At 67.9% G+C, this 25,400-nt stretch carries 27 protein-coding genes; 13 read left to right on the top strand and 14 right to left on the bottom strand.

Annotation, left to right across the window (positions count from 1 at the left end):
• Positions 1–211: 211 nt before the first annotated feature.
• Positions 212–733 (top strand): C40 family peptidase, encoded by a 522-nt coding sequence (locus UUA_RS03830; protein WP_081491495.1) that lies wholly within the window; start codon positions 212–214, stop codon positions 731–733.
• A gap of 130 nt (positions 734–863) precedes the next feature.
• Here UUA_RS03830 and UUA_RS03825 read toward each other — a convergent pair whose 3' ends face one another.
• Positions 864–1,349: an FKBP-type peptidyl-prolyl cis-trans isomerase gene (locus UUA_RS03825; RefSeq protein WP_008434415.1), complete on the bottom strand. Its 486-nt coding sequence runs from the start codon at positions 1,347–1,349 to the stop codon at positions 864–866.
• 54 nt (positions 1,350–1,403) lie between these two features.
• Positions 1,404–2,636: an MFS transporter gene (locus UUA_RS03820; protein ID WP_008434414.1), complete on the bottom strand. Its 1,233-nt coding sequence runs from the start codon at positions 2,634–2,636 to the stop codon at positions 1,404–1,406.
• A 105-nt stretch (positions 2,637–2,741) separates the two neighbouring features.
• Here UUA_RS03820 and UUA_RS03815 point away from each other — a divergent pair, with 105 nt between their 5' ends.
• Positions 2,742–3,398: an SAM-dependent methyltransferase gene (locus UUA_RS03815; protein ID WP_008434413.1), complete on the top strand. Its 657-nt coding sequence runs from the start codon at positions 2,742–2,744 to the stop codon at positions 3,396–3,398.
• Between the two features lie 167 nt (positions 3,399–3,565).
• Positions 3,566–4,894, top strand: a complete 1,329-nt coding sequence (locus UUA_RS03810; protein ID WP_008434411.1) for a DEAD/DEAH box helicase — start codon at positions 3,566–3,568, stop codon at positions 4,892–4,894.
• Positions 4,895–4,982: 88 nt separating this feature from the next.
• Here the strand turns inward: UUA_RS03810 and fghA are convergent, their stop codons facing one another.
• Positions 4,983–5,831, bottom strand: a complete 849-nt coding sequence (gene fghA / locus UUA_RS03805; RefSeq protein ID WP_008434410.1) for an S-formylglutathione hydrolase — start codon at positions 5,829–5,831, stop codon at positions 4,983–4,985.
• A 157-nt stretch (positions 5,832–5,988) separates the two neighbouring features.
• Here fghA and UUA_RS03800 point away from each other — a divergent pair, with 157 nt between their 5' ends.
• The gene (locus UUA_RS03800; protein WP_008434409.1) at positions 5,989–7,920 is read left to right on the top strand and encodes a DEAD/DEAH box helicase; all 1,932 of its coding nucleotides are present in this window, start codon (positions 5,989–5,991) and stop codon (positions 7,918–7,920) included.
• 441 nt (positions 7,921–8,361) lie between these two features.
• The gene (locus tag UUA_RS03795; protein ID WP_008434408.1) at positions 8,362–9,933 is read left to right on the top strand and encodes a hypothetical protein; all 1,572 of its coding nucleotides are present in this window, start codon (positions 8,362–8,364) and stop codon (positions 9,931–9,933) included.
• Positions 9,934–10,018: 85 nt separating this feature from the next.
• Here UUA_RS03795 and UUA_RS03790 read toward each other — a convergent pair whose 3' ends face one another.
• Together UUA_RS03790 and ypfJ are read right to left on the bottom strand one after the other, a co-directional pair.
• Positions 10,019–10,405, bottom strand: a complete 387-nt coding sequence (locus tag UUA_RS03790; RefSeq protein WP_008434406.1) for a YkgJ family cysteine cluster protein — start codon at positions 10,403–10,405, stop codon at positions 10,019–10,021.
• A gap of 161 nt (positions 10,406–10,566) precedes the next feature.
• Positions 10,567–11,424 (bottom strand): KPN_02809 family neutral zinc metallopeptidase, encoded by an 858-nt coding sequence (gene ypfJ / locus UUA_RS03785; RefSeq protein ID WP_008434405.1) that lies wholly within the window; start codon positions 11,422–11,424, stop codon positions 10,567–10,569.
• A gap of 124 nt (positions 11,425–11,548) precedes the next feature.
• Here ypfJ and UUA_RS03780 point away from each other — a divergent pair, with 124 nt between their 5' ends.
• Both UUA_RS03780 and UUA_RS03775 read left to right on the top strand, forming a co-directional pair.
• On the top strand, positions 11,549–11,938 hold the full coding sequence (locus UUA_RS03780; protein WP_008434404.1) for an MAPEG family protein: 390 nt from the start codon (positions 11,549–11,551) through the stop codon (positions 11,936–11,938).
• A gap of 119 nt (positions 11,939–12,057) precedes the next feature.
• A complete protein-coding gene (locus tag UUA_RS03775) occupies positions 12,058–12,885 on the top strand; it encodes a CPBP family intramembrane glutamic endopeptidase (protein ID WP_008434402.1) in 828 nt (275 codons plus the stop codon).
• Here UUA_RS03775 and UUA_RS03770 read toward each other — a convergent pair.
• The 8 genes from UUA_RS03770 to UUA_RS03735 all read right to left on the bottom strand — a co-directional run bounded on the left by UUA_RS03770 (position 12,869) and on the right by UUA_RS03735 (position 17,382).
• On the bottom strand, positions 12,869–13,444 hold the full coding sequence (locus UUA_RS03770) for a Maf family protein (RefSeq protein ID WP_039953511.1): 576 nt from the start codon (positions 13,442–13,444) through the stop codon (positions 12,869–12,871). The genes UUA_RS03775 and UUA_RS03770 overlap by 17 nt on opposite strands.
• A gap of 5 nt (positions 13,445–13,449) precedes the next feature.
• Entirely contained in the window at positions 13,450–13,899 is a 450-nt protein-coding gene (locus UUA_RS03765) for a GNAT family N-acetyltransferase (RefSeq protein WP_008434399.1), read from the bottom strand.
• A 22-nt stretch (positions 13,900–13,921) separates the two neighbouring features.
• The gene (rlmH, locus tag UUA_RS03760; protein WP_008434397.1) at positions 13,922–14,392 is read right to left on the bottom strand and encodes a 23S rRNA (pseudouridine(1915)-N(3))-methyltransferase RlmH; all 471 of its coding nucleotides are present in this window, start codon (positions 14,390–14,392) and stop codon (positions 13,922–13,924) included.
• 14 nt (positions 14,393–14,406) lie between these two features.
• Positions 14,407–14,793 carry a ribosome silencing factor gene (gene rsfS / locus UUA_RS03755; RefSeq protein ID WP_008434396.1) on the bottom strand — a complete coding sequence of 129 codons (387 nt, stop codon included), beginning with the start codon at positions 14,791–14,793 and terminating at the stop codon, positions 14,407–14,409.
• 105 nt (positions 14,794–14,898) lie between these two features.
• Positions 14,899–15,966, bottom strand: coding sequence for an NAD(P)H-dependent flavin oxidoreductase (locus UUA_RS03750; RefSeq protein WP_008434395.1), 1,068 nt, complete (start codon positions 15,964–15,966; stop codon positions 14,899–14,901).
• Positions 15,967–16,059: 93 nt separating this feature from the next.
• Positions 16,060–16,302 carry a pentapeptide MXKDX repeat protein gene (locus UUA_RS03745; RefSeq protein ID WP_008434393.1) on the bottom strand — a complete coding sequence of 81 codons (243 nt, stop codon included), beginning with the start codon at positions 16,300–16,302 and terminating at the stop codon, positions 16,060–16,062.
• 90 nt (positions 16,303–16,392) lie between these two features.
• A complete protein-coding gene (locus UUA_RS03740; RefSeq protein WP_008434391.1) occupies positions 16,393–17,085 on the bottom strand; it encodes a DUF1345 domain-containing protein in 693 nt (230 codons plus the stop codon).
• A gap of 21 nt (positions 17,086–17,106) precedes the next feature.
• Positions 17,107–17,382, bottom strand: a complete 276-nt coding sequence (locus UUA_RS03735) for a GNAT family N-acetyltransferase (protein ID WP_008434390.1) — start codon at positions 17,380–17,382, stop codon at positions 17,107–17,109.
• Between the two features lie 148 nt (positions 17,383–17,530).
• On the opposite strand from UUA_RS03735, the gene UUA_RS03730 reads away from it, so the two are divergent.
• Positions 17,531–17,956, top strand: coding sequence for an OsmC family protein (locus UUA_RS03730; protein WP_008434388.1), 426 nt, complete (start codon positions 17,531–17,533; stop codon positions 17,954–17,956).
• A gap of 1 nt (position 17,957) precedes the next feature.
• Here UUA_RS03730 and UUA_RS03725 read toward each other — a convergent pair whose 3' ends face one another.
• A complete protein-coding gene (locus UUA_RS03725) occupies positions 17,958–19,043 on the bottom strand; it encodes a 3-deoxy-7-phosphoheptulonate synthase (RefSeq protein WP_008434386.1) in 1,086 nt (361 codons plus the stop codon).
• 235 nt (positions 19,044–19,278) lie between these two features.
• On the opposite strand from UUA_RS03725, the gene UUA_RS03720 reads away from it, so the two are divergent.
• From UUA_RS03720 to UUA_RS03700, 5 genes are all read left to right on the top strand, one after another.
• Positions 19,279–20,202: an oxygenase MpaB family protein gene (locus UUA_RS03720; RefSeq protein WP_008434385.1), complete on the top strand. Its 924-nt coding sequence runs from the start codon at positions 19,279–19,281 to the stop codon at positions 20,200–20,202.
• Between the two features lie 118 nt (positions 20,203–20,320).
• Positions 20,321–22,156 carry a 3'-5' exonuclease gene (locus UUA_RS03715; RefSeq protein WP_050981796.1) on the top strand — a complete coding sequence of 612 codons (1,836 nt, stop codon included), beginning with the start codon at positions 20,321–20,323 and terminating at the stop codon, positions 22,154–22,156.
• A complete protein-coding gene (locus UUA_RS03710; RefSeq protein WP_008434383.1) occupies positions 22,153–22,608 on the top strand; it encodes a hypothetical protein in 456 nt (151 codons plus the stop codon). Before UUA_RS03715 ends, UUA_RS03710 begins: the two co-directional genes overlap by 4 nt.
• 290 nt (positions 22,609–22,898) lie before the next feature.
• Positions 22,899–25,061 (top strand): TonB-dependent siderophore receptor, encoded by a 2,163-nt coding sequence (locus tag UUA_RS03705; protein ID WP_008434382.1) that lies wholly within the window; start codon positions 22,899–22,901, stop codon positions 25,059–25,061.
• A gap of 4 nt (positions 25,062–25,065) precedes the next feature.
• Positions 25,066–25,359, top strand: coding sequence for a hypothetical protein (locus UUA_RS03700; RefSeq protein WP_008434381.1), 294 nt, complete (start codon positions 25,066–25,068; stop codon positions 25,357–25,359).
• Positions 25,360–25,400 lie beyond the last annotated feature (41 nt).

The following is a 25,400-nucleotide window of genomic DNA, read 5'->3' as shown; positions in this document are numbered from 1 at the left end:
CCTGCGACCGCCGGCAATGCGGCAATGAACTGCTGTTTCAACCTGGCCACGATGAACGGCTTTGGTTAAGGATTCTCCTTCAAACAGACATTGAATCAATTGATTTGCATGTGATTTGTCGAATTGATAACCTCGCTCCGTCGCACGCCGAGGTCGTCTGATGCAGCAGAACCACTCCGTTCCCGAAACGGCGCTGCCAGCGCAGCAAGCCATGCGGCATGCACTACTGTTCGCCGCCGTGCTGTTGCTGGCCGCGTGCGCCAGTGGTCCGCAGCGGCGACCGCCCGGTTCGGGAACATCGCATTCCGCACTGGCCGGCCTGCCGCCGCGCGCGCCTTCGGCTGCCAGCGCCGGCGAGGCGAACGACATCCTGTTCCGCGCGATCGGCCTGGTCGGCACGCCGTACCGTTGGGGCGGCAACACGCCCGCCGGTGGCTTCGACTGCAGCGGACTGGTCGACTACATCTACCGCACCGCCGCCAACATCCAGCTGCCGCGCACCTCGCACGAGATGGCCGCGATGGATGCCCGCAAGGTGCGCAAGATGACCCAGCTGGCCAGCGGCGACCTGGTGTTCTTCGACATCGGCGGCGCGATCAGCCATGTCGGCGTGTACGTCGGCAAAGGCCGCTTCGTGCACGCGCCGAACAGCGGCGGCACGGTGCGGCTGGACGACATCGACGGACCGTACTGGGGCGGCCATTTTGCCTACGGGAAGCGGGTACTGGATTGAGCGTTCCGAGCGGATGAAAAGCTGGGCTTGCGGTAAGCCGGCCCCTACAACTCTCCCCTGGAAGGGGAAAGGACAAACGAACAACGGCGCCCATAAGCGCCGTTGTGGTTTTGCCCAATCGAAGCGAACTTCAGTGCGCTTCAGCACCAGGTGCGTGAGCGTGGCCGTGGGCGAGCTCTTCCTCGGTGGCGTCGCGCACTTCGCCGATGACCACGTCGAAATGCAGGGTCTTGCCCGCCATCGGGTGGTTCAGGTCCACGTCGATCGCGCTCATGCCGACCTTGTGCACGGTCACTGCGCGCTGGCCGCCCTGCTTCAGCTGCAGCACGGTGGTCATGCCCGGTTTGAGCCGGTTGGCCTGCGGGAAATACTTCTTCGACATGCGCTGGATCTGGCCTTCCTGACGCTCGCCGTAACCCTCGGCCGGCGCCACGTCCACGCTCAGCGTTTCGCCGGCCTCGTGGCCTTCCAGCGCCGTTTCCAGACCCGGGATCAGCTGGCCGTGGCCGAGCAGGATCCACAGCTGCTCGTCGCGGTCGTGCGAGCTCTCAACCTTTTCACCGTCCACCGTCAGCGTGTAGTGGATTGCGATGACCTTGTCCTTGCCAGCCTTCATTGCCTGTCTCGTTGATGGGATCAAACGGCGGATTCTAGCAGTAGCCCGGCGGCGCTAGGACCCGCGATGACCGAAGCCCACCCCGCGCGCCTCCGGCCCCAGCCACAGCAACGCCGCCAGCAACAACGCCACCAGCACCATCCACAGCGACATCGCGAACGCGAAATCGCCGCCATGGCGCTGCGCCAGCCAGGTCTGCGCGGTGGCGGTGACCGCCGCCAGCAGGTTGCCCATCTGGTAGGCGAACCCGGGCAAGGTGCCGCGCACCGCGGCCGGCGACAACTCGTTCAGATGCGTCGGCACCACGCCCCAGGCGCCCTGCACCATCACCTGGATCAGGAACGCGCCCAGCCCCAGCAGGATCAGCGAGCCGCCGTACATCCACAGCGGAATCACCGGTATCGCCAGCAGCGCGGCGATCATCATCGCCTTGCGCCGGCCGATCCGCTCCGACAACGCACCGAAATACAGGCCGCCTGCCAGCGCGCCGAAATTCAGCAGCGCCACCAGCACGAAAGCCGTACCCGAGCCGGTAGGCAGGTGCAGGTTCACCTCCTCGAAGGTGTGGTACATGTCCTGCGAGCCATGGCTGAACATGTTGAACGCCATCATCAGCAGCACCAGGTAGACCGCCAGCTTCCAGTGCCCGCGCATGGCTTCCAGCAGACCCGGCCGTTTCACCGCCCGCGCGCCTTCCTGCCACACCGCCGACTCCGGCACCTTGCGGCGGATGTACAGCACCAGCAGCGCCGGGATCGCGCCGACCACGAACAGGCCGCGCCAGCCGATGTGGTCGACCAGCAGCCAGTTCGCCAGCGCGGCGAGAAAGAAACCGCACGGGTAGCCGCTCTGCAACAGGCCCGACACGACGCCGCGTGCCTTTGCCGGGATCGACTCCATCACCAGTGACGCGCCGACGCCCCACTCGCCACCCATCGCCACGCCGAACAGGAAACGCAGCACCAGCAAGGAGGTCAGCGACGAGGCGAAGGCGGTGGCGAGCTCGAACAGCGAGAACAGGACCACGTCGAGCATCAGGATCGGCCGCCGCCCGAAGCGGTCGGCCAGCCGGCCGAACAGCAGCGCGCCCAGCGGTCGCGCCGCCAGGGTCAGAAACAGCGCGTAGGTGATCTCGGCGGTGCCCACCTGGAACTCCCTCGCCACCGTGACGATGACGAAGGTCAGCAGGAAGTAATCGAATGCATCCAGCGTCCAGCCCAGGAAACCGGCCAGCACCGTATGCCGCTGGGTGGCATCGAGCTCACGCAGGGGTGCAAGCAGCGACATCGGTCTCTCCTCGAACGGGACCTCACGCACAGTGCGCGCCGGCGACGATGGTAGCCGAGCACCCGATGTCCTAGGCTGCGGTCATCCCCGAAAAATGGAGTCCGGATGGACCGCCACGGTCGCCAGCGCATCATCAGCCTGTACGGCAGCCGGCTGCAGCGCGGCTACGCCCGGCTCAAGCTGGGCACCGACCCGGTCTACGCGGCCGCCACCGAACTGGTGGCCGGCACGGCACTGCCGCTGCTCGACATCGGTTGCGGCATCGGCCTGCTTGGACTGTACCTGCACGTCTGCGGGCAGCCCCGACGCTACCTCGGGCTGGACCACGACCGACGCAAGATCGCCACCGGGCAGCAGGCCGTGCGACGTGCGGGGCTGGAGGCGCTGATCGACCTGCACCACGCCGATGTGGCCGAGCTGCCGCCAACGCACGGCCACGTGGCGCTGCTCGACGTGCTGCATTACCTGCCTGCCGGACGGCAGCCTATCCTGCTGCGCGAAGCAGCACGGCACCTGGCGCCCGATGGCTGCCTGATCATCCGCAACGTGCTGCGCGAGCCGCACTGGCGCTTCCACGCCACCCGCGTCGAGGAATTTTTCCTGCGCACTTCCGGCTGGATTCCCGGCGGCGCACAGCACTACCCGAGCGCCGACGAAGTGCGCGCACCGCTGGAAGATGTCGGACTCGAGGTGCGCATCGAACCGCTGCGCGGGCGCACTCCGTTCAACAGCTACCTGATCGTGGCGCGACCACACCGCTGAAGCGCTCGCGCCACGTCATTCAGCCCGACGCGTGGCCAACGCGCGTGGCGACGACGGATCGGCTATACTGGGCGACGCATTCGTCCCCACGCATGCCGCGACAACGTCGCCCCTTTCCCTTGATCCGCAACACGGTATGAACACTCCGGGTTGCCCAGGAGTGTTCCATGTCTTTCGATTCGCTGGGCCTTGCGCCCGCGTTGCTGCGTGCGCTCGCCGATTACGGCTACACCCAGCCCACCCCGATCCAGGCCGCCGCGATTCCGCCCGCTCTGGAAGGCCACGATCTGCTCGCCGCCGCGCAGACCGGCACCGGCAAGACCGCCGCGTTCGCGCTGCCGCTGCTGCAGAAGCTCTCGACCAGCGGCCAGACCATGACCCGCCGCCCGCGCGCGCTGATCCTCACCCCCACCCGCGAGCTGGCCGCGCAGATCCACGAGAACATGCGCGATTACGGCAAGCACATCCACGTCAGCGCTACCACCATCTTCGGCGGTGTCGGCATGGGCCCGCAGATCAATGCGCTGCGCCGCGGCGTGGACGTGGTCATCGCCACCCCCGGCCGGCTGATCGACCATCTGCAGCAGCGCACACTGGATCTGTCGGCGGTAGAGACGCTGGTGCTGGACGAAGCCGACCGCATGCTCGACATGGGCTTCCTGCCGGCGCTGAAGCGCATCCTGCAGTCGGTACCAAAGAAGCGTCAGACCCTGCTGTTCTCGGCCACCTTTGCGCCGGCGATCAAGGCGCTGGCACTGGACTTCATGCACAACCCGCGCGAGATCTCGGTCTCGGCGCCGAACACCGTCACCACCCTGGTCAGCCACCAGGTGCATCCAGTCGATGCCTCGCGCAAGCGCGACCTGCTGCTACACGTGCTGTCGCAGGACAGTCGTCGGCAGACCCTGGTGTTCAGCCGCACCAAGCACGGCGCCGACAAGCTGGTCACCTTCCTCAACGCCTCCGGCCTGCGCGCTGCCGCGATCCACGGCAACAAGAGCCAGAACGCGCGCACCCGTGCGCTCGCCGATTTCAAGTCCGGCCGCGTCACCGTGCTGGTCGCCACCGACATCGCCGCCCGCGGCATCGACATCGAGCAGTTGCCGATCGTGATCAACTTCGACCTGCCCTCGGTGGCCGAGGATTACGTACACCGGATCGGCCGCACCGGCCGTGCCGGCATGGAAGGCCTGGCGCTGTCGCTGGTCAGCCACGACGAAAGCGGCCTGCTGTTCGACATCCGCAAGCTGCTGAAGCAGGACATCGCGATCACCCCGGTGGCCGGCTACGAGCCGTCCGCCCCGCTGCGGCTGGACGCCGGCGCGCCGCGTCCGAAGCAGGGCGGTGGCGGCCAGCGCCAGCAGCAGCGTGCACCGCGCCAGGGCAAGCCCGCCGGCGCGGCGCGGCCGAACGGCTACGCGCCGCAGGGCCGCGGCGAACGCGCCGCCGGCAACCAGCGCCGCCGCTCCAATCGCCGCCCCGTGGCCAAGGCCTGACGCCGCTGCTGGGCCTGCTCGCGGGCGATGCTCCCGCTCTTGCGAATCCCAAATTCCGAGGGCAAAAGCATCGCCCGCAAGCGGGCTCCTACAGCAGCCCCAGCGCTGCCGCGTGGTGGCGCAGGTGGTCGTCGATGAAGCTGGCGATGAACCAGTAGCTGTGGTCGTAGCCGGCATGCCGGCGCAACAGCAGCGGCTGCCCCGCCTCGGCGCAGGCCTGGTCGAACAGCTCGGGTTTCAGTTGTGCCTCGAGGAAACCGTCCGCCTCGCCCTGGTCGATCAGGATGGTGCCGTCGAAGCTCTGCCGCCGCACCAGTTCACAGGCGTCGTGGTCGGCCCACGCTGCCTGATCGTCGCCGAGATAACGCGGAAATGCCTTGCGCCCCCACGGTACCTGGCTGGGCGCCACGATCGGTGCGAACGCCGACACCGAACGGTAGCGTCCCGGATTTTTCAAGGCCAGGGTCAGCGCGCCGTGGCCGCCCATCGAATGGCCGCAGATGCCGCTCAACGCCGTGTCCACCGGGAAATGGGCGCCGATCAAGGCGGGCAACTCGTCCACCACATAGCTGGCCATGCGGAAATGCGTCGACCACGGCGCCCCGGTGGCATCGAGGTAGAAACCCGCGCCCTCGCCGAATTCCCAGTCGCCGGTCGCGCCCGCGATGCCGGTGCCGCGCGGGCTGGTGTCGGGCATCACCAGCACCAGGCCGAGCTCGGCAGCCAGCCGTTGGGCACCGGCCTTGATCGTGGCGGTTTCCTCGGTGCAAGTCAGCCCGGCCAGGAAATACAGCACCGGACAGCGCCGCCGCGCGGCCTGCGGCGGCTGGTAGACGGCGAAGCGCATGGCGCCGGCGCAGGCTTGCGAATGATGGCGGTAGAAGCCCTGCAGGCCGCCGTGCAGGCGTTGTTCGGAGATCGTTTCAAGCGTGCCCATCGTCGGCTCGTCGCTCCATTGGCAAAGGCAAAGCGAAGCATAACCGCGCCGCCATCACGTTCGCGTTCAGCCGGAAGCGCCACGCGCGCGCATGGACGCTGGTAGAATGCACGACCCGCGCGCCGCATTACCGGCGCTGCCTTCCCGAGGTTCCCCCATGTCGTCCCCTGCTCCCGACCACACCCCGGTGTCGTCCGGCTTCGGCGCACTTGCGCTGCACCCCGATGTCCTGCGCGTGCTGGCCGACGTCGGCTACGAGTCGCCCTCGCCGATCCAGGCCGCCACCATCCCGCCGCTGCTGGAAGGTCGCGACGTGCTCGGCCAGGCGCAGACCGGCACCGGCAAGACCGCCGCATTCGCGCTGCCGATCCTGTCGCGCATCGAGCGCAAGGCCGGCAAGCCGCAGGCGCTGGTGCTGGCGCCCACGCGCGAGCTGGCGATCCAGGTGGCCGAGGCGTTCCAGACCTACGCCGCCCACCTGCCCGGCTTCCAGGTGCTGCCGATCTACGGCGGCCAGAGCTACGGCCCGCAGCTGCATTCGCTCAAGCGCGGCGTGCACGTCGTGGTCGGCACGCCCGGCCGCGTGATCGACCATCTGGACAAGGGCACGCTGGACCTGTCGGAGCTGAAGTACCTGGTGCTCGACGAAGCCGACGAGATGCTGCGCATGGGCTTCATCGACGACGTCGAGAAGGTGCTGCAGGCGACCCCGCCGCAGCGCCAGGTCGCGCTGTTCTCGGCGACCATGCCGACCCAGATCCGCAAGATCGCGCAGCGCCATCTGAAGGACCCGGTCGAAGTCACCATCAAGTCCTCGACCACCACCGCGGCGAACATCCACCAGCGCTACTGGTTCGTCAGCGGCATGCACAAGCTCGACGCGCTGACGCGCATCCTTGAGGCCGAGCCGTTCGACGCGATGATCATCTTCGCGCGCACCAAGCAGGCCACCGAGGAACTGGCCGAGAAGCTGCAGGCGCGCGGCCTGGCCGCCGCCGCGATCAACGGCGACATTGCCCAGCCGCAGCGCGAGCGGGTGATCCAGCAGCTGAAGGACGGCAAGCTGGACATCCTGGTCGCCACCGACGTGGCCGCGCGCGGCCTCGACGTGGAGCGGATCAGCCACGTGCTGAACTACGACATCCCGTACGATACCGAAAGCTACGTGCATCGCATCGGTCGCACCGGCCGCGCCGGGCGCAGCGGCGAGGCGATCCTGTTCGTCAGCCCGCGCGAGCGCGGCATGCTGGGCGCGATCGAGCGCGCCACCCGCCAGCCGATCGAGCAGATGCAGCTGCCGTCGGTCGAGGTGGTCAACGACGTGCGCATCGGCAAGTTCAAGCAGCGCATCAGCGACATGCTGGCGCAGGGCGACCTCGGCCAGTTCCAGCAGCTGATCGAGCAGTACGAGCAGGAGCACAACGTGCCGGCGGTCGAGATCGCCGCCGCGCTGGCGCGCATCGCCCAGGGCGACCAGCCGCTGCTGCTGGCGCCGCCGCCGAAACGCGAGAAGTACGAACCCGCATCGCGCGAGCGCGTCGAACGCGCGACCCCGCGCGAGCGCACGAGCAGCGAGCGGCGTCCGCCGCATGCGCGCGAAACAACCGCTGCCAGCCACCAGCCGCGCGAGTCCAGGTCGCACGAACAGCGGCCACGCGAACACGCCGCGCACGAGCGTGCAGGACGCGAGCAGGCGCCGCCGCGCGACTTCGGCCAACGTCCGCTGCGCGCACATGCCACCGAAGAAGGCAAGCGCACGTATCGCATCGAGGTCGGCCACGAGCACGGCGTGAAACCGGGCAACATCATCGGCGCGATCGCCAACGAGGCCGGGCTGGACAGCCAGTACATCGGCCGCCTCAGCATCCGCGACCACTACAGCCTGATCGACCTGCCCGACGGCATGCCGAAGGAAATCTTCGAGCACCTGAAGAAGGTGTGGGTGGTGCAGCAGCAGCTGCGCATCCACGAGTGGGACGGCAACGACAACGGCACCAGCGCGCCGCCGGCGCACAAGCCCGGCGGTTTCAGGAAACCCGGCAGCTTCAAGCCGCGGCCGGGCGGCGCGAAACCGCCGCGGCGCAAGTAAGCATCCCGAGTCGCGTCGCTCGACCAGCGACGGCGCGACACCGGCGGGATCGTCATCGCCGCGAACCCGCCGCATGTCGGGCTCAGCTCGACGATCGAACATCATCCATCCCGCGACGCCGAGCCGCGACTCGACCGGCCGGCGCCGTCCGCCATCGCGCACCTGCCGGCGGCCGCACACGCGGTTCGGGATAAACGGCTGCCCGCCGTCAGGCGCCGGACGGCCTCTTCACGAAAAATTCCCGTCGAAGCGCTATGACTCCGCCGTTCCGCCTGGGAGTCCAGGGGCTCGCGATGCCGAAGTCGCGTGATGGTGGAACGGTTGTCGGATCCCTGTCGTGCCTGGCCACCAAAGCTGCGCAACACCAGTCGCACGCGCCGATCCTTTCCCATGTCGTTACCTAGTGGAGAGGAACCTATGTCATCACGAAACTTGACAGCCTTGAGCATCGCGCTGGGCGCCGTTTTCGGTCTGGCGACAAGCAGCCAGGCCTTCGCCGAAAACGCAGCGCCGAAAGTGGAAGTGACGCCTGCCGTGAAACACGACACCTTGCGCTCCCTGCGCGGCACGATGCCGCGACCGGAAGATTTCTCCAAGAGTCCCCGCATTCATCCGTTGCATCCGCTGCCGCCGCTGGCTCCCGGCAACCAGACCGACGGCGCCGTGCAACACACCATCACCGGGGCGTTTGCGCCCGCGTTGGGTGCCGGTTTCGAAGGCGTCGGCCAGGGCTTCAGTGGCCCGCAGGGCACGTTCAGCGTCAACAGCGCGCCGCCGGATACGAACGGCGCGGTAGGCGCCACCCAGTACGTGCAGATCGTCAACACCGGGTTCGCAGTGTTCGACAAGGCCAGCAAGGCAGTGACCTACGGCCCGGTGCCGAGCAACACCCTGTGGGCCGGCTTTGGCGGCCCCTGCGAGGTCGACAACGACGGCGATGCCGTGGTGGTCTACGACAAGGCCGCCAACCGCTGGGTCATCTCGCAGTTCGCCGTCAGCGCCACGCCTTACTACCAGTGCGTGGCGGTATCGGCCACCAGCGACGCCACCGGCGCGTACTACCGCTATGCCTTCTCCTACGGCAGCGTCTTTCCCGACTATCCGAAGATGGGCGTCTGGCCGGACGGCTACTACGAGACCTTCAACATGTTCACCAGTACGTTCCAGGGTGCCAAGCTGTGCGCCTACGACCGCACTGCGATGTTGAGCGGCCACGCGGCCACCCAGCAGTGCTTCCAGTTGTCCACCAGCTACGGCGGCGTGCTGCCGGCCGACCTCGACGGCGCCACCGCGCCGCCGGCCGGCTCGCCGAACTACATGCTGAACTTCACCAGCAATTCGGTGAACCTGTGGAAATTCCATGTGGACTGGGCGAACAGCGCCAACACCTCGTTGAGCGGTCCGCTCAACATTCCGGTGGCCGCCTTCGCCACCGCCTGCCGCGGCGGCAGCTGCATCCCGCAGTACGGTACGCGGCAAAAGCTGGACTCGCTGGGCGATCGCCTGATGTTCCGCCTGGCCTACCGCAACTTCGGCACTCACGAGTCGCTGGTGGTCAACCATTCGGTGCAGGTCGGCACCTCGCGCAAGAACCCTTACACCGGCGTGCGCTGGTACGAGATCCGCAGCCCGGGCACCACGCCGGTGGTGTACCAGCAGTCCACCTTCTCGCCGGACACCAGCTTCCGCTGGATGGGCTCGGTGGCGATGGACAAGCAGGGCAACATGGCGCTCGGCTACAGCGTATCCAGCAGCGCGCTGCACCCGGCGATCCGCTACACCGGCCGCCTGGCCAGCGACCCGCTGAACACGTTGGAAGCGGAGAACAGCATCATCGCGGGGCTGGGCTCGCAGAGCGGCAACAACCTGTCGCGCTGGGGCGACTACAGCGCGATGACGGTCGACCCGGTCGATGACTGCACGTTCTGGTACACCACCGAGTACCTGAAGAACACCGGCTCGTTCAACTGGAACACGCGCATCGCGTCGTTCAAGTTCCCGGGCTGTCTATAAACGGGCTCCCGGGCAACCAGGATGCCCGTCACCCAATGGCGGTGGCGGGCGTCCCTCTCCTGCGGTTTCGGAGGCGGCAGCGCGCTCAGGCGCTCTGCGGCAGTGGCGGCTCGCCGGCGTCGAACGGGTCGAGCCAATCCTCGGGCGTCAGCACCGGCAGCCCGTGCGCGAGGCGCGCCTTGTCGCACTGCGGACTGGCCGTGCCGAACTCCCACGAGGGCTGCACCTCGCGGCATACCGATGGCCGCTGCGGATAGATGCCGCAATGCGCCGCTTCGCCCACCGTGCCGCGCAACGCCACGCAGCGCGGCTGTGCGGCGTTGGTGCCGCGCATCGCCAGCCGGTGCGGATCGAGCTTCTCGGTCAGCTCGGGCGGTACGTTGCCGCCGAGGAAGGCTTCCGCTTCCGACCAATGAAATGCCACGCGAAAGTACGCGCAGCAGGCACCGCAACGCAGGCAGGGATGTTCCATCGAAGCGGCCGGAGGCGCCCCGAGGCGCGCAGAAGGCAGATTCTAGAGCAGTGAAGATTCGTTGCGCAGCAGGGAAGCAAGAGCTACCCCTCCCTGTCCTCCTCTGCGATGCAGGGGAGGAAATGCGGAAAGCGCCCAACCAAGGTTGAACGCTTGCGTGCTCATGGCTCGCCGGCGAAGGTGTTGCACTGGGCGACGTCGCCGCTGCCGAAACCGGCCTTGAACCACTTCACCCGCTGCGCCGAGGTGCCGTGGGTGAAGGTGTCCGGGCGCACGCGGCCCTGCGCCTGCTGCTGCAGGGCATCGTCGCCGATGTGGCTGGCCGCGTTGAGCGCCGACTCGATGTCGCCCGGCTGCAGCCAGTTCAGCTCCTGCTGACTGTGGTTCGCCCACACGCCGGCGTAGCAATCCGCCTGCAGTTCCTGCCGCACCGACAGGCCGTCGGCGCCATCCATCGGCTCACCGCGCTGTTGCAGCTGGCGCACCTTGTCGAACACCCCGGTCAGCTTCTGCACGTGATGGCCCACCTCGTGCGCGATCACGTAGGCGCGGGCGAAATCGCCGGAGGAGTGCAGCTCGTCCTGCAGTTGCTGGAAGAACGCCAGGTCCAGGTACACTTTCTGGTCGCCCGGACAATAGAACGGCCCCACCGCCGTACTGGCGCCGCCGCAGGCCGTGTTCACGCCGCCGCTGAACAGGTGCAGCTTGGGCTCGACATAGGTCGCGCCATGCGCCTGGAAGATCGCGCCCCAACTCTGCTCGGTCGAATGCAGGATCGCGCTGACGAAAGCCTGCTGCTCGGGATCAACCTGGACGGGTTGCCCGGTCTGCGTCTGGGCGCCCGGCAGGCCGCCGCTCTGGTCCAGCAGCGCCAGCGGATTCTTGAAGAAGATCCAGCCCAGCAATGCCAGCACGATCAGACCCCCCAGGCCCATCCGCCCGCCGCCGCCGAAGCGCGGACCACCGCCGCCGCTGTCGACCTCCACGTTGCTGCTGCTGCCGCCTTTCCGCCAATCCATAGGAACCCCTCGTTGACTGATGCATCCGCCCCGACGCCGCGGGGGCGACGATAACGCGTCGGCCAGGGTCACGCCACGCCGCGCGCTGCCGCTAAAGTAGGCGACCCCTTGTGAGGATTCCAGCATGACCCACCTGCCCGCCCTGGTTACCCTGCTCACCGTGCTGTTGCTGTTCGGCACCATGTGGGCCGTCGGCCATGCCCGCGGCAAATACGCCATCAAGGCGCCGGCCACCAGCGGGCACCCCGCATTCGAGCGCGCCTACCGGGTGCAGATGAACACGCTGGAGAACACGGTGATGTTCCTGCCCACGCTGTGGCTGGCGGCGCACTACGGGTTCAGCGGTTGGGCCGGAGTGGCCGGGCTGGTGTGGGTCGCCGGCCGCGTGTGGTATGCGCTGGCCTACCTGAAGGATCCGGCCAGACGCGGCCCCGGCTACCTGGTCGGCATGTCCGGCTGGGCCGCCTTGCTGGTGCTGGCCTGCGTCGGCGTCGGCCGCGCGATGCTGGTCTGAGCACCCGGTCCGCAGGCTGCGCGCGATCCTGCCGATCGGCAGGGTTGCGCGGCCGGCCTGCCAGCCACTAGCTTGAAGGCGTCGCTTGCGCCGTTCCCCGCCTCAGGCATGGTCACCACATGCAAATCAGCAGCACCGAGGTCTCGCCACTGTCGCCTCAGGATTCGCCACACCCACCGCATACCGACCACGCCGCGCCCGGCCTGCGCGCCACCGTGGGCATCATCGTCACCTACTTCGCGCTGCAGTTCGCCGTCAGCTTCCTGTTCGCGTCGGCGATCGCGGTGACGGCGGCTTTGCGCGACGGCGGCCCGGACATCGAGGCAACCATCCGCACGACGCTGACGCAGCCTGCGATGCAGGCACTGCTGGCGATACTCTCGCTCGGCGTGGCCGCGCCGCTGACCCTGTGGCTGGCTCGCCGCACCTGGCCGGCGCTGTGGCCGCTGGCACAGCCGCCGGGTTTCGGCTTCACGCCGCCGCGCCAACCGCTGTTCTTCGCGCTGGCGGTGCTGGTCGGACTGGCGGCACCGTTCCTCGGTGCGCTGTTGACCGAGTGGCTGGCCCAGGGCCACACGGTGACCCAGGACATCCAGCAGATCGGCGGGCGTACTCCGCTGGGCCTGCGCCTGCCACTACTGCTGGTGGTGGTGGTCGTGGGGCCGCTGGTGGAGGAACTGCTGTTCCGCGGCGTGCTGCTGTCGGCGCTTATGAAGCGCTGGCCGGTCGGCTGGGCGGTGGCCGCCAGCTCGCTGCTGTTCGCGCTGGTGCATCTGCCCGGGCTGGAGTACCAGTGGTACGCGCTGCCCAACCTGCTGTTGCTGGCACTGCTGCTGGCCGGCCTGCGCCTGCGTGCGGGCTCGATCTGGCCGGCGGTGCTGGCGCATGGCGTCAACAACCTGCTGGCCACCGCCGCCTGGTTCGTGGCGATCAACCCGCCTGGCTGATCCCGCCAGCGCGCAGCAGCCGCGCGGTCTCGAACAGCGGCAGGCCCATCACCCCGGAATAACTGCCGTCGAGGTGCGCGACCATCGCCGCGCCGCGGCCCTGGATCGCATACGCGCCGGCCTTGCCGAACGGCTCGCCGGTGGCGACATAGGCGGCGATGGCCGCTTCGTCCAGCGTGGCGAAGCGCACCTGCGATACGCACACCTCGCCCTGCTCGCCGCGGGTGCCGACCAGCCATACCGCCGAGATCACCGCATGCGTGCGGCCCGACAGCCGGCGCAGCATCGCGGCCGCATCGGCGGCATCGCGCGGCTTGCCGAACACCTCGTCGTCCAGCACCACTTCGGTGTCCGCGCCGAGGACCAGTGCGTCGCCCGCGTGTACCAGCGCAGCGAGGCCGGCGCGTGCCTTGTCGCATGCCACCCGGCTCACGTAGTCCCGCGGTGATTCGCCGGGTGCGCGCTGCTCGGGCACGTCGACGTCGAGCACGGCGAAATCCACGCCGAGCTGATCGAGCAGTTGGCGCCGGCGCGGCGATTGCGAAGCGAGGTAGAGCACCGGCGTCACAACGCCAGGCTGTATTCGCAGAACTGGTGGTCGCGCTGCCAGCCCAGCGACTCGTACAGTGCCTGCGCCGGCGCGTTGTCCAGCGCGGTGGACAGCGACAGGCTGGCCGCGCCCAGCGCGTGCGCATGCTCCGCGGCCGCCTTCAGCAACGCGGCCCCCACGCCTTGCCGCCGCGCCGTCGCGGCCACGAACAGGTCATTGAGCAGCCAGGTGCGCACGGTGCGCACCGAGGAAAACAACGGATACAGCTGGGTGAAACCAAATCCCGCGCCATGCTCGCCCAGCGCCAGCAGGACCAGCGATTCGTGGTGGTGGAAGCGTTCCGCCAGGAAATCCCGCGCCCGCGCCAGGTCCGCCGGCTGGCCGTAGAACTGGCGGTAGCCGTCGAACAGCGGCGCCAGCGTGTCGAGGTCGAGCATGGTGGCCTGGCGGATCACGAAGGACATGGCGGGCAGGTTCCGGGGGAGGTCAGGCACGATGATACGGGTGACCGGACGCGATCGTGGTGGCGCGATACAACTGCTCGGCCAGCACCAGCCGCACCAGCATGTGCGGCAAGGTGAGCGGACCCAGCGACCAGCGCTGCTCGGCGCGCGCCAGCACCTCGGGCGCGTGGCCGTCGGGGCCACCGATCAGGAACGCCAGGTCACGCCCGGCCATGCGCCACTTCGCCAGCTGCGCGGCCAGCTCCTCGCTGGACCACGGCTTGCCACGGCCATCGAGCGCGACGACGTGGATGTCGTGCGGCAGCGCCGCGAGGATCGCCGTGCCCTCATCCTGGATCGCCCGCGCATCGTCGCGGCCCTTGCCGCGGTTGCCTGGCTTCAGTTCGATCAGCTCCAGCGGCAGTTCGTGCGACAGCCGCTTGCGGTATTCGGCGAAGCCCTCCGCCACCCAGCCGGGCATGCGTTCACCGACCGCGATCAGGCGCGCGCGCATGCCGGGAGTTGGGCTCAGCCCGCTTGTGCGGCGTCGGCTTCGTGCCCGTGGTCACCCACCGTCCACAGCCGCTCCAGGCCGTAGAACTCGCGGATGCGCGGCAGCATCACGTGGACGATCACGTCGCCCAGGTCGACCAGCACCCATTCGCCTTCCGCCTCGCCTTCCACGCCCAGCGGCATCACGCCCGCCTTCTTGGCGAACTTGCCCACTTCGTCGGCGATGGATTTGACGTGGCGGGCCGAGGTGCCGGAGGCGATCACCAGCAGGTCGGCGATGGAGGTCTTGCCGCGGACGTCGATCTCGCGCACGTCCTTGGCCTTCAGTTCTTCGAGCGCGTCGATGACCGACTTGCGCAGGGCGGCCGTGGTGACGGCCTTGTGGGTACGGGCTGTGCTCAAGAGGATGGGCCTCGATGCGGGATCGCAGCGCGAAATGGCGCGGCCGCAGTATAACCGCGCAACCGCAACGGCACGTCAAGGCGGGCGGCCCGCAGCTGCGCTCGCTCAACCCGCCAGCGCACGCCTGGCCAGCCGGTATTCGTGCATCAGCCGCGCCACCAGTTCGGCGGCGGGTTGCGGGCGCACCAGGCCCGCGGCCTGGCCGCACCATTCGGACAGCAGGTCGCCCCGGCCGGCTTCGGCGGCGGCGCGGCGCAACGGTGCGGTGAGCGCGTTCAGCACCGGGTACGGCAAGCCCTGCGACGCCTCGGGCATGGCCTCGACGAAGCGGTTGCGCAGGCCGCGGGCGGCGCGACCGGAGAAGCCGCGGATGGTGGTGACCCGATGTTCCTCGACCAGCGGCAGGTCGCGCTTCCACGCCTCGGCCGCCGAACACTCCGGGCAGGTGAGGAAGGCGGTGCCGAGCTGGCTGGCCGCCGCGCCGAGCACCTCGGCCGCCAGCAGGCCGCGGCCGTCCATGATGCCGCCGGCGGCGATCAGCGGAATGTCGACCGCGCGCACGGCCAGCGGCAGCAGTGCGAACAAGCCGATCATCGCGTCCTCGGCCTCGTGCAGGAAGCTGCCGCGATGGCCGCCAGCCTCGGCGCCCTGCATGGATACCGCGTCGGCGCCGGCCTCGGCCCAGGCGCGCACCTCAGCCACCGTGGTGGCGGTGCCGATCACATAGATGTCGCGGCGGTGCAGCTCACGCATCTGCGCCGGAGCAATCACTCCGAACGCGAAGATCGCCACCGCCGGGCGCGCCTCGCACAACGCGGCGAACTGCTCGGAGAAGCGCGGCGCCCAGCGCGACGGCAGGCTGGTGCGCACGTCGAGACCTTCGCGCGCCATCAGCGCATCGAGCTGTGCGCGTGCCTTCGCCACCGCGGCCACGTCGGCCTCGAACTCGTCCGGCAGCACGAACAGGCCTATCGCATACGGCCGCTCACCGAGCGCCCGGATTTGTGCCGCCTGGTCGAGGATCGCCTGCGGTTCGAGATAGCCGGCGCCAAGCGCACCCAGCGCACCCGCGTTCGATACGGCAGCCACCAGCGCCGGTGGCGTCGAGCCGGACATCGGAGCCTGGATCAGCGGATGCTCGATGCCGAGCCGGCTGGCGAACGCGGTTTGCATGGCATGGTGGCCTGCAGTGGAAACCCGCCAAGTATCCGCCTGTGCGCTGCGCCGCAGAAGCCGCCGGCAGTTGCGCCTGCCGGCGGCGGACGCTCAGCCGCCGGACTTCATCGCATCGCCCTTCATCACGTCATGCTTCATCGCGTCGTGTTTCATTGCATCGTGCTTCATCGCGCCATGCTTCATGGCGTCATGCTTCATGGAGGTTTTTTGCATGGCGTCGTGCGCCATTGCCGTGCTTGAGCTGGCAGCCATCGCGTCCTGCGCAAACGCGGTTGCGGTGGCGAGGCCGCAGGCCATAGCGGCGGCGAGGAGAGTGGCAAGTCGTGCGTTCATCGGAAGATCCTCGAGAGAAAGAAGGGGAAACGGCCACGCCGCCCCCTCGCTTCCTTCGCCGCCGGCCGGCCGGCGGTTACCCGGCGCGGTTCAGCCGCTCTGCCCAGCCACGATATTCACCGTGATCGCGATGATGAAAACGTTGAAGAAGAACGAGATAACGCTGTGCAGCAGTACCACGCGGCGCAGGTACTTGCTGCTGATCTGCACGTCGGAGACCTGGAAGGTCATGCCGATCACGATCGAGAAGTAGGCGAAATCCCAGTAGTCGGGCCTGGGCGTATCGGGAAACTCCAGTCCGGCATGCTTGCCGCCGAGATCGCCGTAGTAGCCATGCGCATAGTGCAGCGCGAACATCATGTTGAGGAACAGCCAGCTGAGGACCACGCTGAGCACACCGACCGTCAGCGCCAGCATGCCGCCTCCCTTGGCCGCGTGCAGTTCGTTGCCCAGCGCGGCCAGCACCACCGCGGACAACAGCACGCCGCCCCACAACACGCCCCAGCGCCCGATATCCAGCATCTGCGCCCGGCTGCGCATGTGGTCCGGCGTGGCTCGGTTGAACAGGCGCGCCAGGCTGCCCAGGTAGACCACCGCGGCCAGGTCGAAGCCGAGCAGCAACGCGGTGGTCGGGCGCATGCCGAAACCCGACAACACCACCATGCAGGCGACGAGGATGGCCAGCGCCGCGATCATCCATGGCCGGCCCTTCACGAAATGCCACGGCCGCCAACCATGCAGCTTCGTTGCGTCCGATGCCGCCCCTGCCGGTTTTTTTTCCATGCGTATCTCCGCGGCAGGAACTCAGCCGAGCAGGTCGTGGTATGCCGGATGCCGCTGCATCCACGCGGCAGCATACGAGCAGGCCGGCACCACCTTCCAGCCTTCGGCGCGCGCCGCCGCCAGTGCCTCCTGCACCAGGGCAGCGGCGATGCCGCGCCCGCCCACCACGGCTGGCACTTCCGTACGGGTGATCGTCATCACGTCAGCGGCCAGGGTGTAATCGAGCAGGCATAGCTCGCCATCCACGTGCGTTTCGAAGCGATGGGCAAGGCGATCGTGCTGAATGGCGAACGACATGCGAACTCCCTCTGGAAAGACAGTCGGCAAGAATACGACCTGCGCGTGGCAACCAGGCGTGAAGCGATGGCGTCGCTTCGTTCGCGCCGGCTGCATGCGGCATCGGGCATCGTGGGCACCTGCCTGCCACAACCCACGGGAGAATCCCATGAAACGATCCGCGTCCGCGCATTGGTCCGGCGGCATCAAGGACGGCCAGGGCACGATGTCGACCGACACCGATGTGCTGCGCGAGGCGCCGTACGGCTTCAAGTCGCGCTTCGAGGACGGACCCGGCACCAACCCGGAGGAATTGATCGCCGCGGCCCATGCCGGCTGCTACTCGATGGCGCTGTCGCTGGAGCTGGGCAACGCCGGCTTCACCGCCGACAGCATCGACACCAAGGCAACGGTGACCCTGCTCAAGGACGGCGACGGCTTCAGCATCACCGCGGTAGCACTCAGCTGCCGGGCCAAGGTGCCGCGCATCGACGCGGCCACGTTCGACAACATCGCGCAGGCGACCAAGCTGGGCTGCCCGGTGTCCAAGCTGTTGAAGGCCGAGATCACGCTGGACGCCCGGCTGGAAAGCTGACTCAGGCGGCAACCTCCGCACGGAGCCCGGATGCATCGGCCTGGCGCCGCTGGCGTACTGCCTGCGCCAGATGCTGCAGCACCTGCACCGAGCTGTCCCAGTCGATGCAGCCGTCGGTGATGCTCTGGCCGTAGCGCAGCGGCTGGCCCGGCTGCAGCTCCTGGCGGCCGCCGAGCAGGTGGCTCTCCACCATCACGCCGAGGATGCGCGTTTCCCCGGCGGCGATGCGCGCGGCGATGTCGCCGACCACTCGCGGCTGGTTCTCCGGCTGCTTGCTGCTGTTGGCGTGGCTGGCGTCGATCATCACCTGCGCGCGCAATCCGGCGTTGCCGATCGCTGCGCAGGCGGCGTCGACGCTGGCCGCGTCGTAGTTCGGCGCCTTGCCGCCGCGCAGGATCACGTGGCAGTCGCCGTTGCCGCTGGTCACCGCCACGGCAGCCTGGCCGTCCTTGGTCACCGCCATGAAATGATGCGGCTGCGACGCGGCCTGCACAGCGTCCACCGCGATCTTCACGTTGCCGTCGGTGCCGTTCTTGAAGCCGACCGGGCAGGACAGCCCCGAGGCCATCTCGCGATGCACCTGGCTCTCGGTGGTGCGCGCACCGATCGCACCCCACGCCACCAGGTCGGCGATGTACTGCGGCGTGATCATGTCGAGGAACTCGCAGCCGGCCGGCACGCCCAATGCGTTGATGTCCCGGAGCAGGCCGCGGGCCATGCGCAGGCCCTTGTCGATCTGGAAGCTGCCGTCGAGGTCGGGATCGTTGATCAACCCCTTCCAGCCGACCGTGGTGCGCGGCTTCTCGAAGTACACCCGCATCACGATCTCCAGCGCATCGCCCAGCGCGCGGCGTAGCGGCGCCAGCCGCGTGGCGTATTCCAGCGCGGCGCGCGGATCGTGGATCGAGCACGGGCCGATCACCACCACGAGGCGGTCGTCGTCACCGGAAAGGATGCGGTGCAGGACACGGCGCGAAGCGTCCACGGTGGCCAGCGCCGCGTCGGTGGCCATGCAGTCGCGGATGATTTCGGCTGGTGTGCCGAGGCGGGTGAAGGCGCGGATGCGCAGGTCGTCGGTGGTATGCATGGCGGCTCTCCTGGGGATTTTTCAGGTAGCGGCCATAAAAAAACCGCCCTGGGGTGGCGGTTCGGTGTGGTTCTTTCGATCAGTTCAAAACGATCGCGTCCGCGCCGCCGCCGTTGGCTTCGGGTAGCCGTAAAACCAGAAATACAGGCGGGCGGTGATGGAGGACATGACGACATTGATAACACAATGGACGTCCAAATCAAACTCCCCGCCGGCAGAAGGCTAGACTGGCGGCATGCCTTTGCCCCTCGACCTGCTGACCCGACCCGCCCGCGAACCGATCCGCCGCTGGGTGCTCAAGGCCTTCCCTCGCGCCAAAAACGGCGGCCTCGACTACGACCATCCGCACGGTGATCCCGGCCTGTTCGGGCCGCACAGCGCAACCTGGCGTGTGCATGCGGACTTCCCCGGCATGCTCGCCGGCGGCCTCGCCGCGTTGACCCTGCAGGCACTGCACCCGCTGGCGCTGGCCGGGGTGTGGGACTACTCCAACTTTCGCGGCGATATGGTCGGGCGGCTACGCCGCACCACCGCGTTCGTCGGTGGCACCACCTATGCGCCGCGCGCCCAGGCCGAGGCGCTGATCGAGCACGTGCGGCAGATCCATGACCACATCGTGGGGCATGGCGAGGACGGGCGCCCCTACAGCGCCAACGATCCCGAGCTGCTGACCTGGGTGCACGTCAGCGAGGCGTACTGCTTCCTGCAGGGCTATCGCCGCTACAGCCATGCGGCATTGCCGGAAGACGCGGCCGACCGCTACTACGACGAGGTACGACGGATCGCCGAGGCGCTGGGTGCGCGCGACGTGCCGGCCAGCGAACACGCGGTGGCGGATTATTTCCGGCGCATCCGCCCCGAGCTGGCCTTCACCGAACGCTCCCGCGTCGTGCTCGACCTGCTGGCGCGGGTGCGCCTGCCGGTGCCGGCGGCCGGGCTGTCACGCGACCTGTTCCTGTACGCCGGCCACGCCCTGCTGCCCGACTGGGCGCTCACGCTGCTGCGCCACACGCCGTGGCAACGCCGCCAGGCGCAACTGGCGGCGCATGCGCTGTGGTCGGTGGCGCCGGTGTTCCATGCCGCGCTGAAGGACGGCATCGCCAGCCGTGCCTGCCGACGCATGGACAGGCCGCCGGAACAGTTGCGGCACTGGGGGTAACGCCGCGCCGTCCAGCGGCATTGACAGCGCCGTCCCATCGGCTAACGTCGTGCGACAGCGTCAGTCGAGGATTTCCGTGGCGACCCTCATTCCGACCCGCAACAGCTGCCTGCCGCGGATGACCGGCGGCGAGAAGCGCGTTTCCGAGCGGCTGGAACAGAAGCTCGAGGACGACTACCTGCTGTGGTACGACGTGCCGGTCGGCGTGAAGCAGCGCCATCCGGATTTCGTGGTGTTCCACCCGCGTCGCGGCCTGCTGGTGCTGGAAGTGAAGGACTGGAAAGCCGACACCATCCGCCATGCCGACAGCACCCAGTTCACCCTGGTCACCGAGCGCGGCCTGGTAAAGGAGAACAATCCGCTGCTGCAGGCGCGCGCGTATGCGCTGGAGATCGGCGTGGTGCTGGAACGCGATCCGGCGCTGCGCCACCCGGAAGGCTCGCGTTATGCCGGCAAGCTGATCATGCCGTGGGGCTGGGGCGTGGTGCTGGCCAACATCACCCGCAAGCAGTTCGATGAAGGCGGCCTGGGCGAGGTATTGCCCGAGCATCTGGTGATCTGCCGCGACGAGCTATACGAGACGGTCGACGCCGAGGCGTTCCAGCAGCGGTTGTGGGCGATGTTCCCGCAGGTGTATCCGGTGGCATTGACCCTGCCGCAGATCGACCGCGTGCGCTGGCACCTGTTTCCCGAATTGCGGGTGGAAGCCGGCAGTGGCCAGTTCGGCCTGTTCGGCCCCACCGATGCCGCGGTGCGGCCGCTGGAGATCCCCGACCTGGTCAAGGTGATGGATTCGCAGCAGGAACAGCTGGCGCGCTCGATCGGCGGCGAGCACCGGATCATCCATGGCGTGGCCGGCTCCGGCAAGACGATGATCCTGGGCTTTCGCGCGATGCAGCTGGCGCGCGGGATGGACAAGCCGATCCTGGTGCTCTGCTACAACAAGACGCTGGCCGCACGGCTGGAACAATTGATCGGCGAGCGCGGCCTCGGCGAGAAGGTGCAGGTCTACAACTTCCACAAGTGGTGCCGCAAGATGCTGGTGGCGTACCACGAGCCGCTGCCGCCCGGCAGCGGCAAGGCCTTCGTCGATGCGCTGCCGCCGGCGGTGATCGCCGGCGTGGACCGCGGCCAGATCCCGCGCGCCCAGTACGGCGCGGTGCTGGTCGACGAAGGTCATGACTTCGAGCCGGACTGGTACAAGCTGATCGTGCAGATGCTCGACCCGGCGACCAACTCGCTGCTGGTGCTGTACGACGACGCGCAGAACATCTACGGCAACCCGAACCGCCGCAGGATCAGCTGGAAAAGCCTCGGCGTGCAGGCGCAGGGCCGCACCACCATCCTCAAGCTCAACTACCGCAACACGCTGGAAATCCTCTCCGTCGCGCGCGCCTTCGCGCAGGACCTGCTCGCCTCGCGCCTCGACGAGGCCGATGGCGACGGCGTGCCGCTGATCGCCCCGGAAAGCGCCGGCCGCCGCGGCGCCGTGCCCGAACTGGTGCGCACCGATACCGCCCGCGCGCAGATGGACGTGCTGATCGCGCGGCTGCGCGACGAACACGCGCATGGCCGTCCGTATTCCGAGATGGCAGTGATCTACCGCAACCAGTGGGAAGGCGAAAAGCTGCACGAGGTGCTGCGCGAGCTGGGCATCCCCAGCCGGCTCGCCGACAACGCCGGCAAGCAGACCCTGTTCGTGGTCGAGGACAGCGTCAAGCTGGTCACCATGCACTCCAGCAAGGGCCTGGAATTCCCGTTCGTGATCATCCCCGGCATCGGCGGCCTGCCCAAGGAAGGCCAGGGCGAGAACGACGAAGCGCGTCTGCTCTACGTGGCCATGACCCGCGCCACCGACCACCTGCTGCTGATCCATCACCTGGACTCGGTGTTCTCCCGGCGCATCCGCGATTCGATCAACGAAGTGCAGGGGCAACTGGAGCGCCAGGCATGAATCTGCGCCGCGACTTGGGCGCCATGCTGAAGACCGTTGTGGTCATCGCGCTGGTCTGTTACGCCAGCGAGGCATTTCTCTATGGCTTTTCGGGCATGCCGGAAAAGTCCGCTCTGCGCGAGATGAAGGGCACCTACGTGCGCCAGGGCGTGGACGCCATGATCGAAGTGGCCATGCCCCAGGACGAAATCCGTCCACACCTGTTCACCTTGTATCCACGCACCGCATCCAGCGGCGATCTGCAACCCGGTGAACCGTTGACGTTACTGGTCAGCCATGCCGGTGTCATTGTGCAGATCGAAGCGGCCGTCAGCGGCGTTCACAAGAGTTACGAAGAGGAACGGCAACGCCATCGTCGCGTATTGAGTCTGTCCACGCTCGCCAGCGCACTCGCTCTGCTTGGCATTGGTCTGCTCTACGTGGCCTCGGGAGCAAACCGCAAATCCCCTTAGGCGACTGCCCTGCCGACGCATGGCTTTCTGAATTCACCGGCCGCGACACTTCGCCACGGGCTGAGCCCGCAGCGCGATTGCTGCCCAACATATAGGCCTATACAATAAGAATCATTCTCACCTGATCGATGGCGGTGGGCGGCGCCCAGGCCCGCCTGTGTCCGGCATCGACCGGTGCAGATAAGAAAAGCCATTGCGCGACAACCGGCCAGGCGAGTCGCCTCCGACCCCCACCGGCCGCACGCGCGACACGCCAGCCCATCCACACAGATCCGTCCACAAGGTTCCCCATGCCACTGCCGACCGCATCCTCCGTCGCTGCGCCGCTGCCGCGCGCCATTCGCCAGGCCCTGACCGGCCTGCCCCTGCTCGCCGCACTGGCGTTGCTGGCGGCGCCGACGCACGCTGCCGACACCGCTGCCGCCGACGACGCACAACGCAAGGCAACCACGCTCGAAGGCGTGCAGGTCACTGCGCCGATCGCCAAGGACAGCGATTCGGTGACCAAGACCGATACGCCGATCGTCGAGATCCCGCAGTCGGTTTCGGTGATCACCGACGAACAGATGCGCGTGCGCGGCATCCACGGCATCGAGGAAGCGGTGTGGTACACCGCCGGCGCGCAGGGCGGCGGCTACGGTCCCGATTCGCGCAGCGACTGGCTGCTGGTGCGCGGCTTCGCCCCGGCGCGCTACATGGACGGGCTGGCCCTGCCGGCCGGCTCGGGCACCGAACTCACCCGCATCGAGCCGTACGGGCTGGAGCGGCTGGAAGTATTGAAGGGCCCGTCGTCGGTGGTCTACGGCGCGATGCCGCCGGGCGGCATGATCAACATGGTCAGCAAGCGCCCGACCGAACAGCCGCTGCATGAAGTGGGTGTCGAGCTCGGCAGTTTCGACCTGCGCCAGGGCACGTTCGATTTCGGCGGCCCGCTGAACGATGCCGGTACCGTGCTGTACCGGCTCACCGGGCTGGCGCGCAACAGCGACAGCATGGTCGACTACATCAAGGACGACCGCTACTACCTCGCCCCGGCGCTGACCTGGAAGCCCGACAACAACACCTCGCTGACCGTGCTGTCGCACTTCCAGAAAGCCGATACCGCCTCCGGCGGCGGCTTCCTGCCGGCATCGGGCACCCTGCTGCCGAACCCGAACGGCAAGATCCCGCGTCACCGTTTCACCGGCGAGCCGGGCCAGAACGACTACAACAAGAAGATCGCCTCGATCGGCTACGAATTCCACCACGATTTCGCCAGCGGCCTGGCGTTCAACCAGAACCTGCGCTACGGCAAGACCGACATCGACAACAACGGCGCCAACGTGGGCGCGTTCGGCCTGCTCGCCGACCAGCGCACCCTGCTGCGCTATCTGTTCCCGAACGAGAACCACACCAAAACCTTCGGCGTCGACAACAATCTGCAGTACACCTTCGGCAGCGGCAACGTGCAGCACGTGGTGCTGGCCGGCGTCGACTACCGCCGATCGAACGACGACTACGCCTCTGCCTTCGCTTTCAACGCGTCGTCGCTGGACATCTTCGCTCCGGTCTACGGCAGCCCGGTGACCGTTCCGGCCTACACCAGCCACACCGTCCAGACGCAGTCGCAGCTGGGCGTGTACCTGCAGGACCAGGTCAAGCTCGGTCGTTGGGGCATCACCATCGGCGGTCGCCAGGACCGCGTGAAGACCGACACCGACAACCGGCTCGGCGGCAGCACCGCGCACCAGACCGACCATGCGTTCTCCGGCCGCATCGGCGTCAACTACCTGTTCGACAACGGGCTGGCGCCGTACATCTCCTGGTCGCATTCGTTCCAGCCCACTGTGGGCACCGACTTCGCCGGCAAGGCGTTCGAACCGACCACCGGCGGCCAGTACGAAGCCGGCCTGAAATACCAGCCTGCCGGCGGCAACGGCCTGCTAACCCTGTCCACCTATCAGATCACCCAGAAGAACTCGCTGACGATCGACCCGAACCACACGCTGTACCAGGTGCAGCAGGGCGAAACGCGCTTGCGCGGCGTGGAACTGGAAGGCCGCTGGAACATCGGCACGAACTTCACCGTCTACGGCGACTACACCTACAGCAACTCGAAGGTCACCCGCAGCAACGACCTGCCCTCGCTGGGCAAGCAGATCGCGTTGCTGCCGAAGCAGCAGGCTTCGCTGGGCACCGACTACACCATCGTCAGCGGCCCGCTGGCCGGGCTCGGCTTCGGCGGCGGCGTGCGCTACGTGGGCAGCCACTACGGCGACATCTACAACGACTGGAAGACGCCGTCGTACGCCCTGCTCGATGCCGCCGTGCACTACGACACGGGCAACTGGCGTTTCCAGTTGAATGCCATGAACCTCACCGACAAGGACTACGTCTCCGTCTGCAACAGCGCCTACTGGTGCTACTACGGCTACGAGCGCACGGTCAGCGCCAGCGCGCGCTACCGCTGGTAAGCCGATGACGGCCTGGCTGAGCCTGCTGGCCTTCGCGATGGCGGTGCTGTCCGCCGTCGCGATGTACGCCGCGTCGCCGCATTGCATGTGGAAAGCGCTGCGGGGCAAACCACGCATCGCGCGCAGCGCCGGCATCATGCTCGCCCTGCTGTCGCTGCTGCTCTGGACCAGCGTGCTCGGTGCCGCCGTCGGGTCGTGTGCGATGCTGGCCAGCTGGATGCTGGCGCTGGCCGTGCAGCCGTACCTGGCCTGGTGCGCCGGCACGCCGGACGCCGACGCTGCGGAGCAGGAACGATGAACGGACGCTACGCCTCTTGTCGTAGGAGCCTGCTGGCGGGC

The organism is Rhodanobacter thiooxydans LCS2, from assembly GCF_000264375.1.
In the GTDB taxonomy this organism is placed as follows: Bacteria; Pseudomonadota; Gammaproteobacteria; order Xanthomonadales; family Rhodanobacteraceae; genus Rhodanobacter; species Rhodanobacter thiooxydans.
Note: the sequence above shows the minus strand (reverse complement) of the source record. Positions and strands in the feature narration are given on the sequence as shown.

Coding starts and splice junctions, on each gene's coding strand:
- UUA_RS03830 (WP_081491495.1), top strand. CDS start 212: ATGCGGCATGCACTACTGTTCGCCGCCGTGCTGTTGCTGGCCGCGTGC.
- UUA_RS03825 (WP_008434415.1), bottom strand. CDS start 1,349: ATGAAGGCTGGCAAGGACAAGGTCATCGCAATCCACTACACGCTGACG.
- UUA_RS03820 (WP_008434414.1), bottom strand. CDS start 2,636: ATGTCGCTGCTTGCACCCCTGCGTGAGCTCGATGCCACCCAGCGGCAT.
- UUA_RS03815 (WP_008434413.1), top strand. CDS start 2,742: ATGGACCGCCACGGTCGCCAGCGCATCATCAGCCTGTACGGCAGCCGG.
- UUA_RS03810 (WP_008434411.1), top strand. CDS start 3,566: ATGTCTTTCGATTCGCTGGGCCTTGCGCCCGCGTTGCTGCGTGCGCTC.
- fghA (WP_008434410.1), bottom strand. CDS start 5,831: ATGGGCACGCTTGAAACGATCTCCGAACAACGCCTGCACGGCGGCCTG.
- UUA_RS03800 (WP_008434409.1), top strand. CDS start 5,989: ATGTCGTCCCCTGCTCCCGACCACACCCCGGTGTCGTCCGGCTTCGGC.
- UUA_RS03790 (WP_008434406.1), bottom strand. CDS start 10,405: ATGGAACATCCCTGCCTGCGTTGCGGTGCCTGCTGCGCGTACTTTCGC.
- ypfJ (WP_008434405.1), bottom strand. CDS start 11,424: ATGGATTGGCGGAAAGGCGGCAGCAGCAGCAACGTGGAGGTCGACAGC.
- UUA_RS03780 (WP_008434404.1), top strand. CDS start 11,549: ATGACCCACCTGCCCGCCCTGGTTACCCTGCTCACCGTGCTGTTGCTG.
- UUA_RS03775 (WP_008434402.1), top strand. CDS start 12,058: ATGCAAATCAGCAGCACCGAGGTCTCGCCACTGTCGCCTCAGGATTCG.
- UUA_RS03765 (WP_008434399.1), bottom strand. CDS start 13,899: ATGTCCTTCGTGATCCGCCAGGCCACCATGCTCGACCTCGACACGCTG.
- rlmH (WP_008434397.1), bottom strand. CDS start 14,392: ATGCGCGCGCGCCTGATCGCGGTCGGTGAACGCATGCCCGGCTGGGTG.
- UUA_RS03750 (WP_008434395.1), bottom strand. CDS start 15,966: ATGCAAACCGCGTTCGCCAGCCGGCTCGGCATCGAGCATCCGCTGATC.
- UUA_RS03745 (WP_008434393.1), bottom strand. CDS start 16,302: ATGAACGCACGACTTGCCACTCTCCTCGCCGCCGCTATGGCCTGCGGC.
- UUA_RS03740 (WP_008434391.1), bottom strand. CDS start 17,085: ATGGAAAAAAAACCGGCAGGGGCGGCATCGGACGCAACGAAGCTGCAT.
- UUA_RS03735 (WP_008434390.1), bottom strand. CDS start 17,382: ATGTCGTTCGCCATTCAGCACGATCGCCTTGCCCATCGCTTCGAAACG.
- UUA_RS03730 (WP_008434388.1), top strand. CDS start 17,531: ATGAAACGATCCGCGTCCGCGCATTGGTCCGGCGGCATCAAGGACGGC.
- UUA_RS03725 (WP_008434386.1), bottom strand. CDS start 19,043: ATGCATACCACCGACGACCTGCGCATCCGCGCCTTCACCCGCCTCGGC.
- UUA_RS03720 (WP_008434385.1), top strand. CDS start 19,279: ATGCCTTTGCCCCTCGACCTGCTGACCCGACCCGCCCGCGAACCGATC.
- UUA_RS03715 (WP_050981796.1), top strand. CDS start 20,321: ATGACCGGCGGCGAGAAGCGCGTTTCCGAGCGGCTGGAACAGAAGCTC.
- UUA_RS03710 (WP_008434383.1), top strand. CDS start 22,153: ATGAATCTGCGCCGCGACTTGGGCGCCATGCTGAAGACCGTTGTGGTC.
- UUA_RS03705 (WP_008434382.1), top strand. CDS start 22,899: ATGCCACTGCCGACCGCATCCTCCGTCGCTGCGCCGCTGCCGCGCGCC.
- UUA_RS03700 (WP_008434381.1), top strand. CDS start 25,066: ATGACGGCCTGGCTGAGCCTGCTGGCCTTCGCGATGGCGGTGCTGTCC.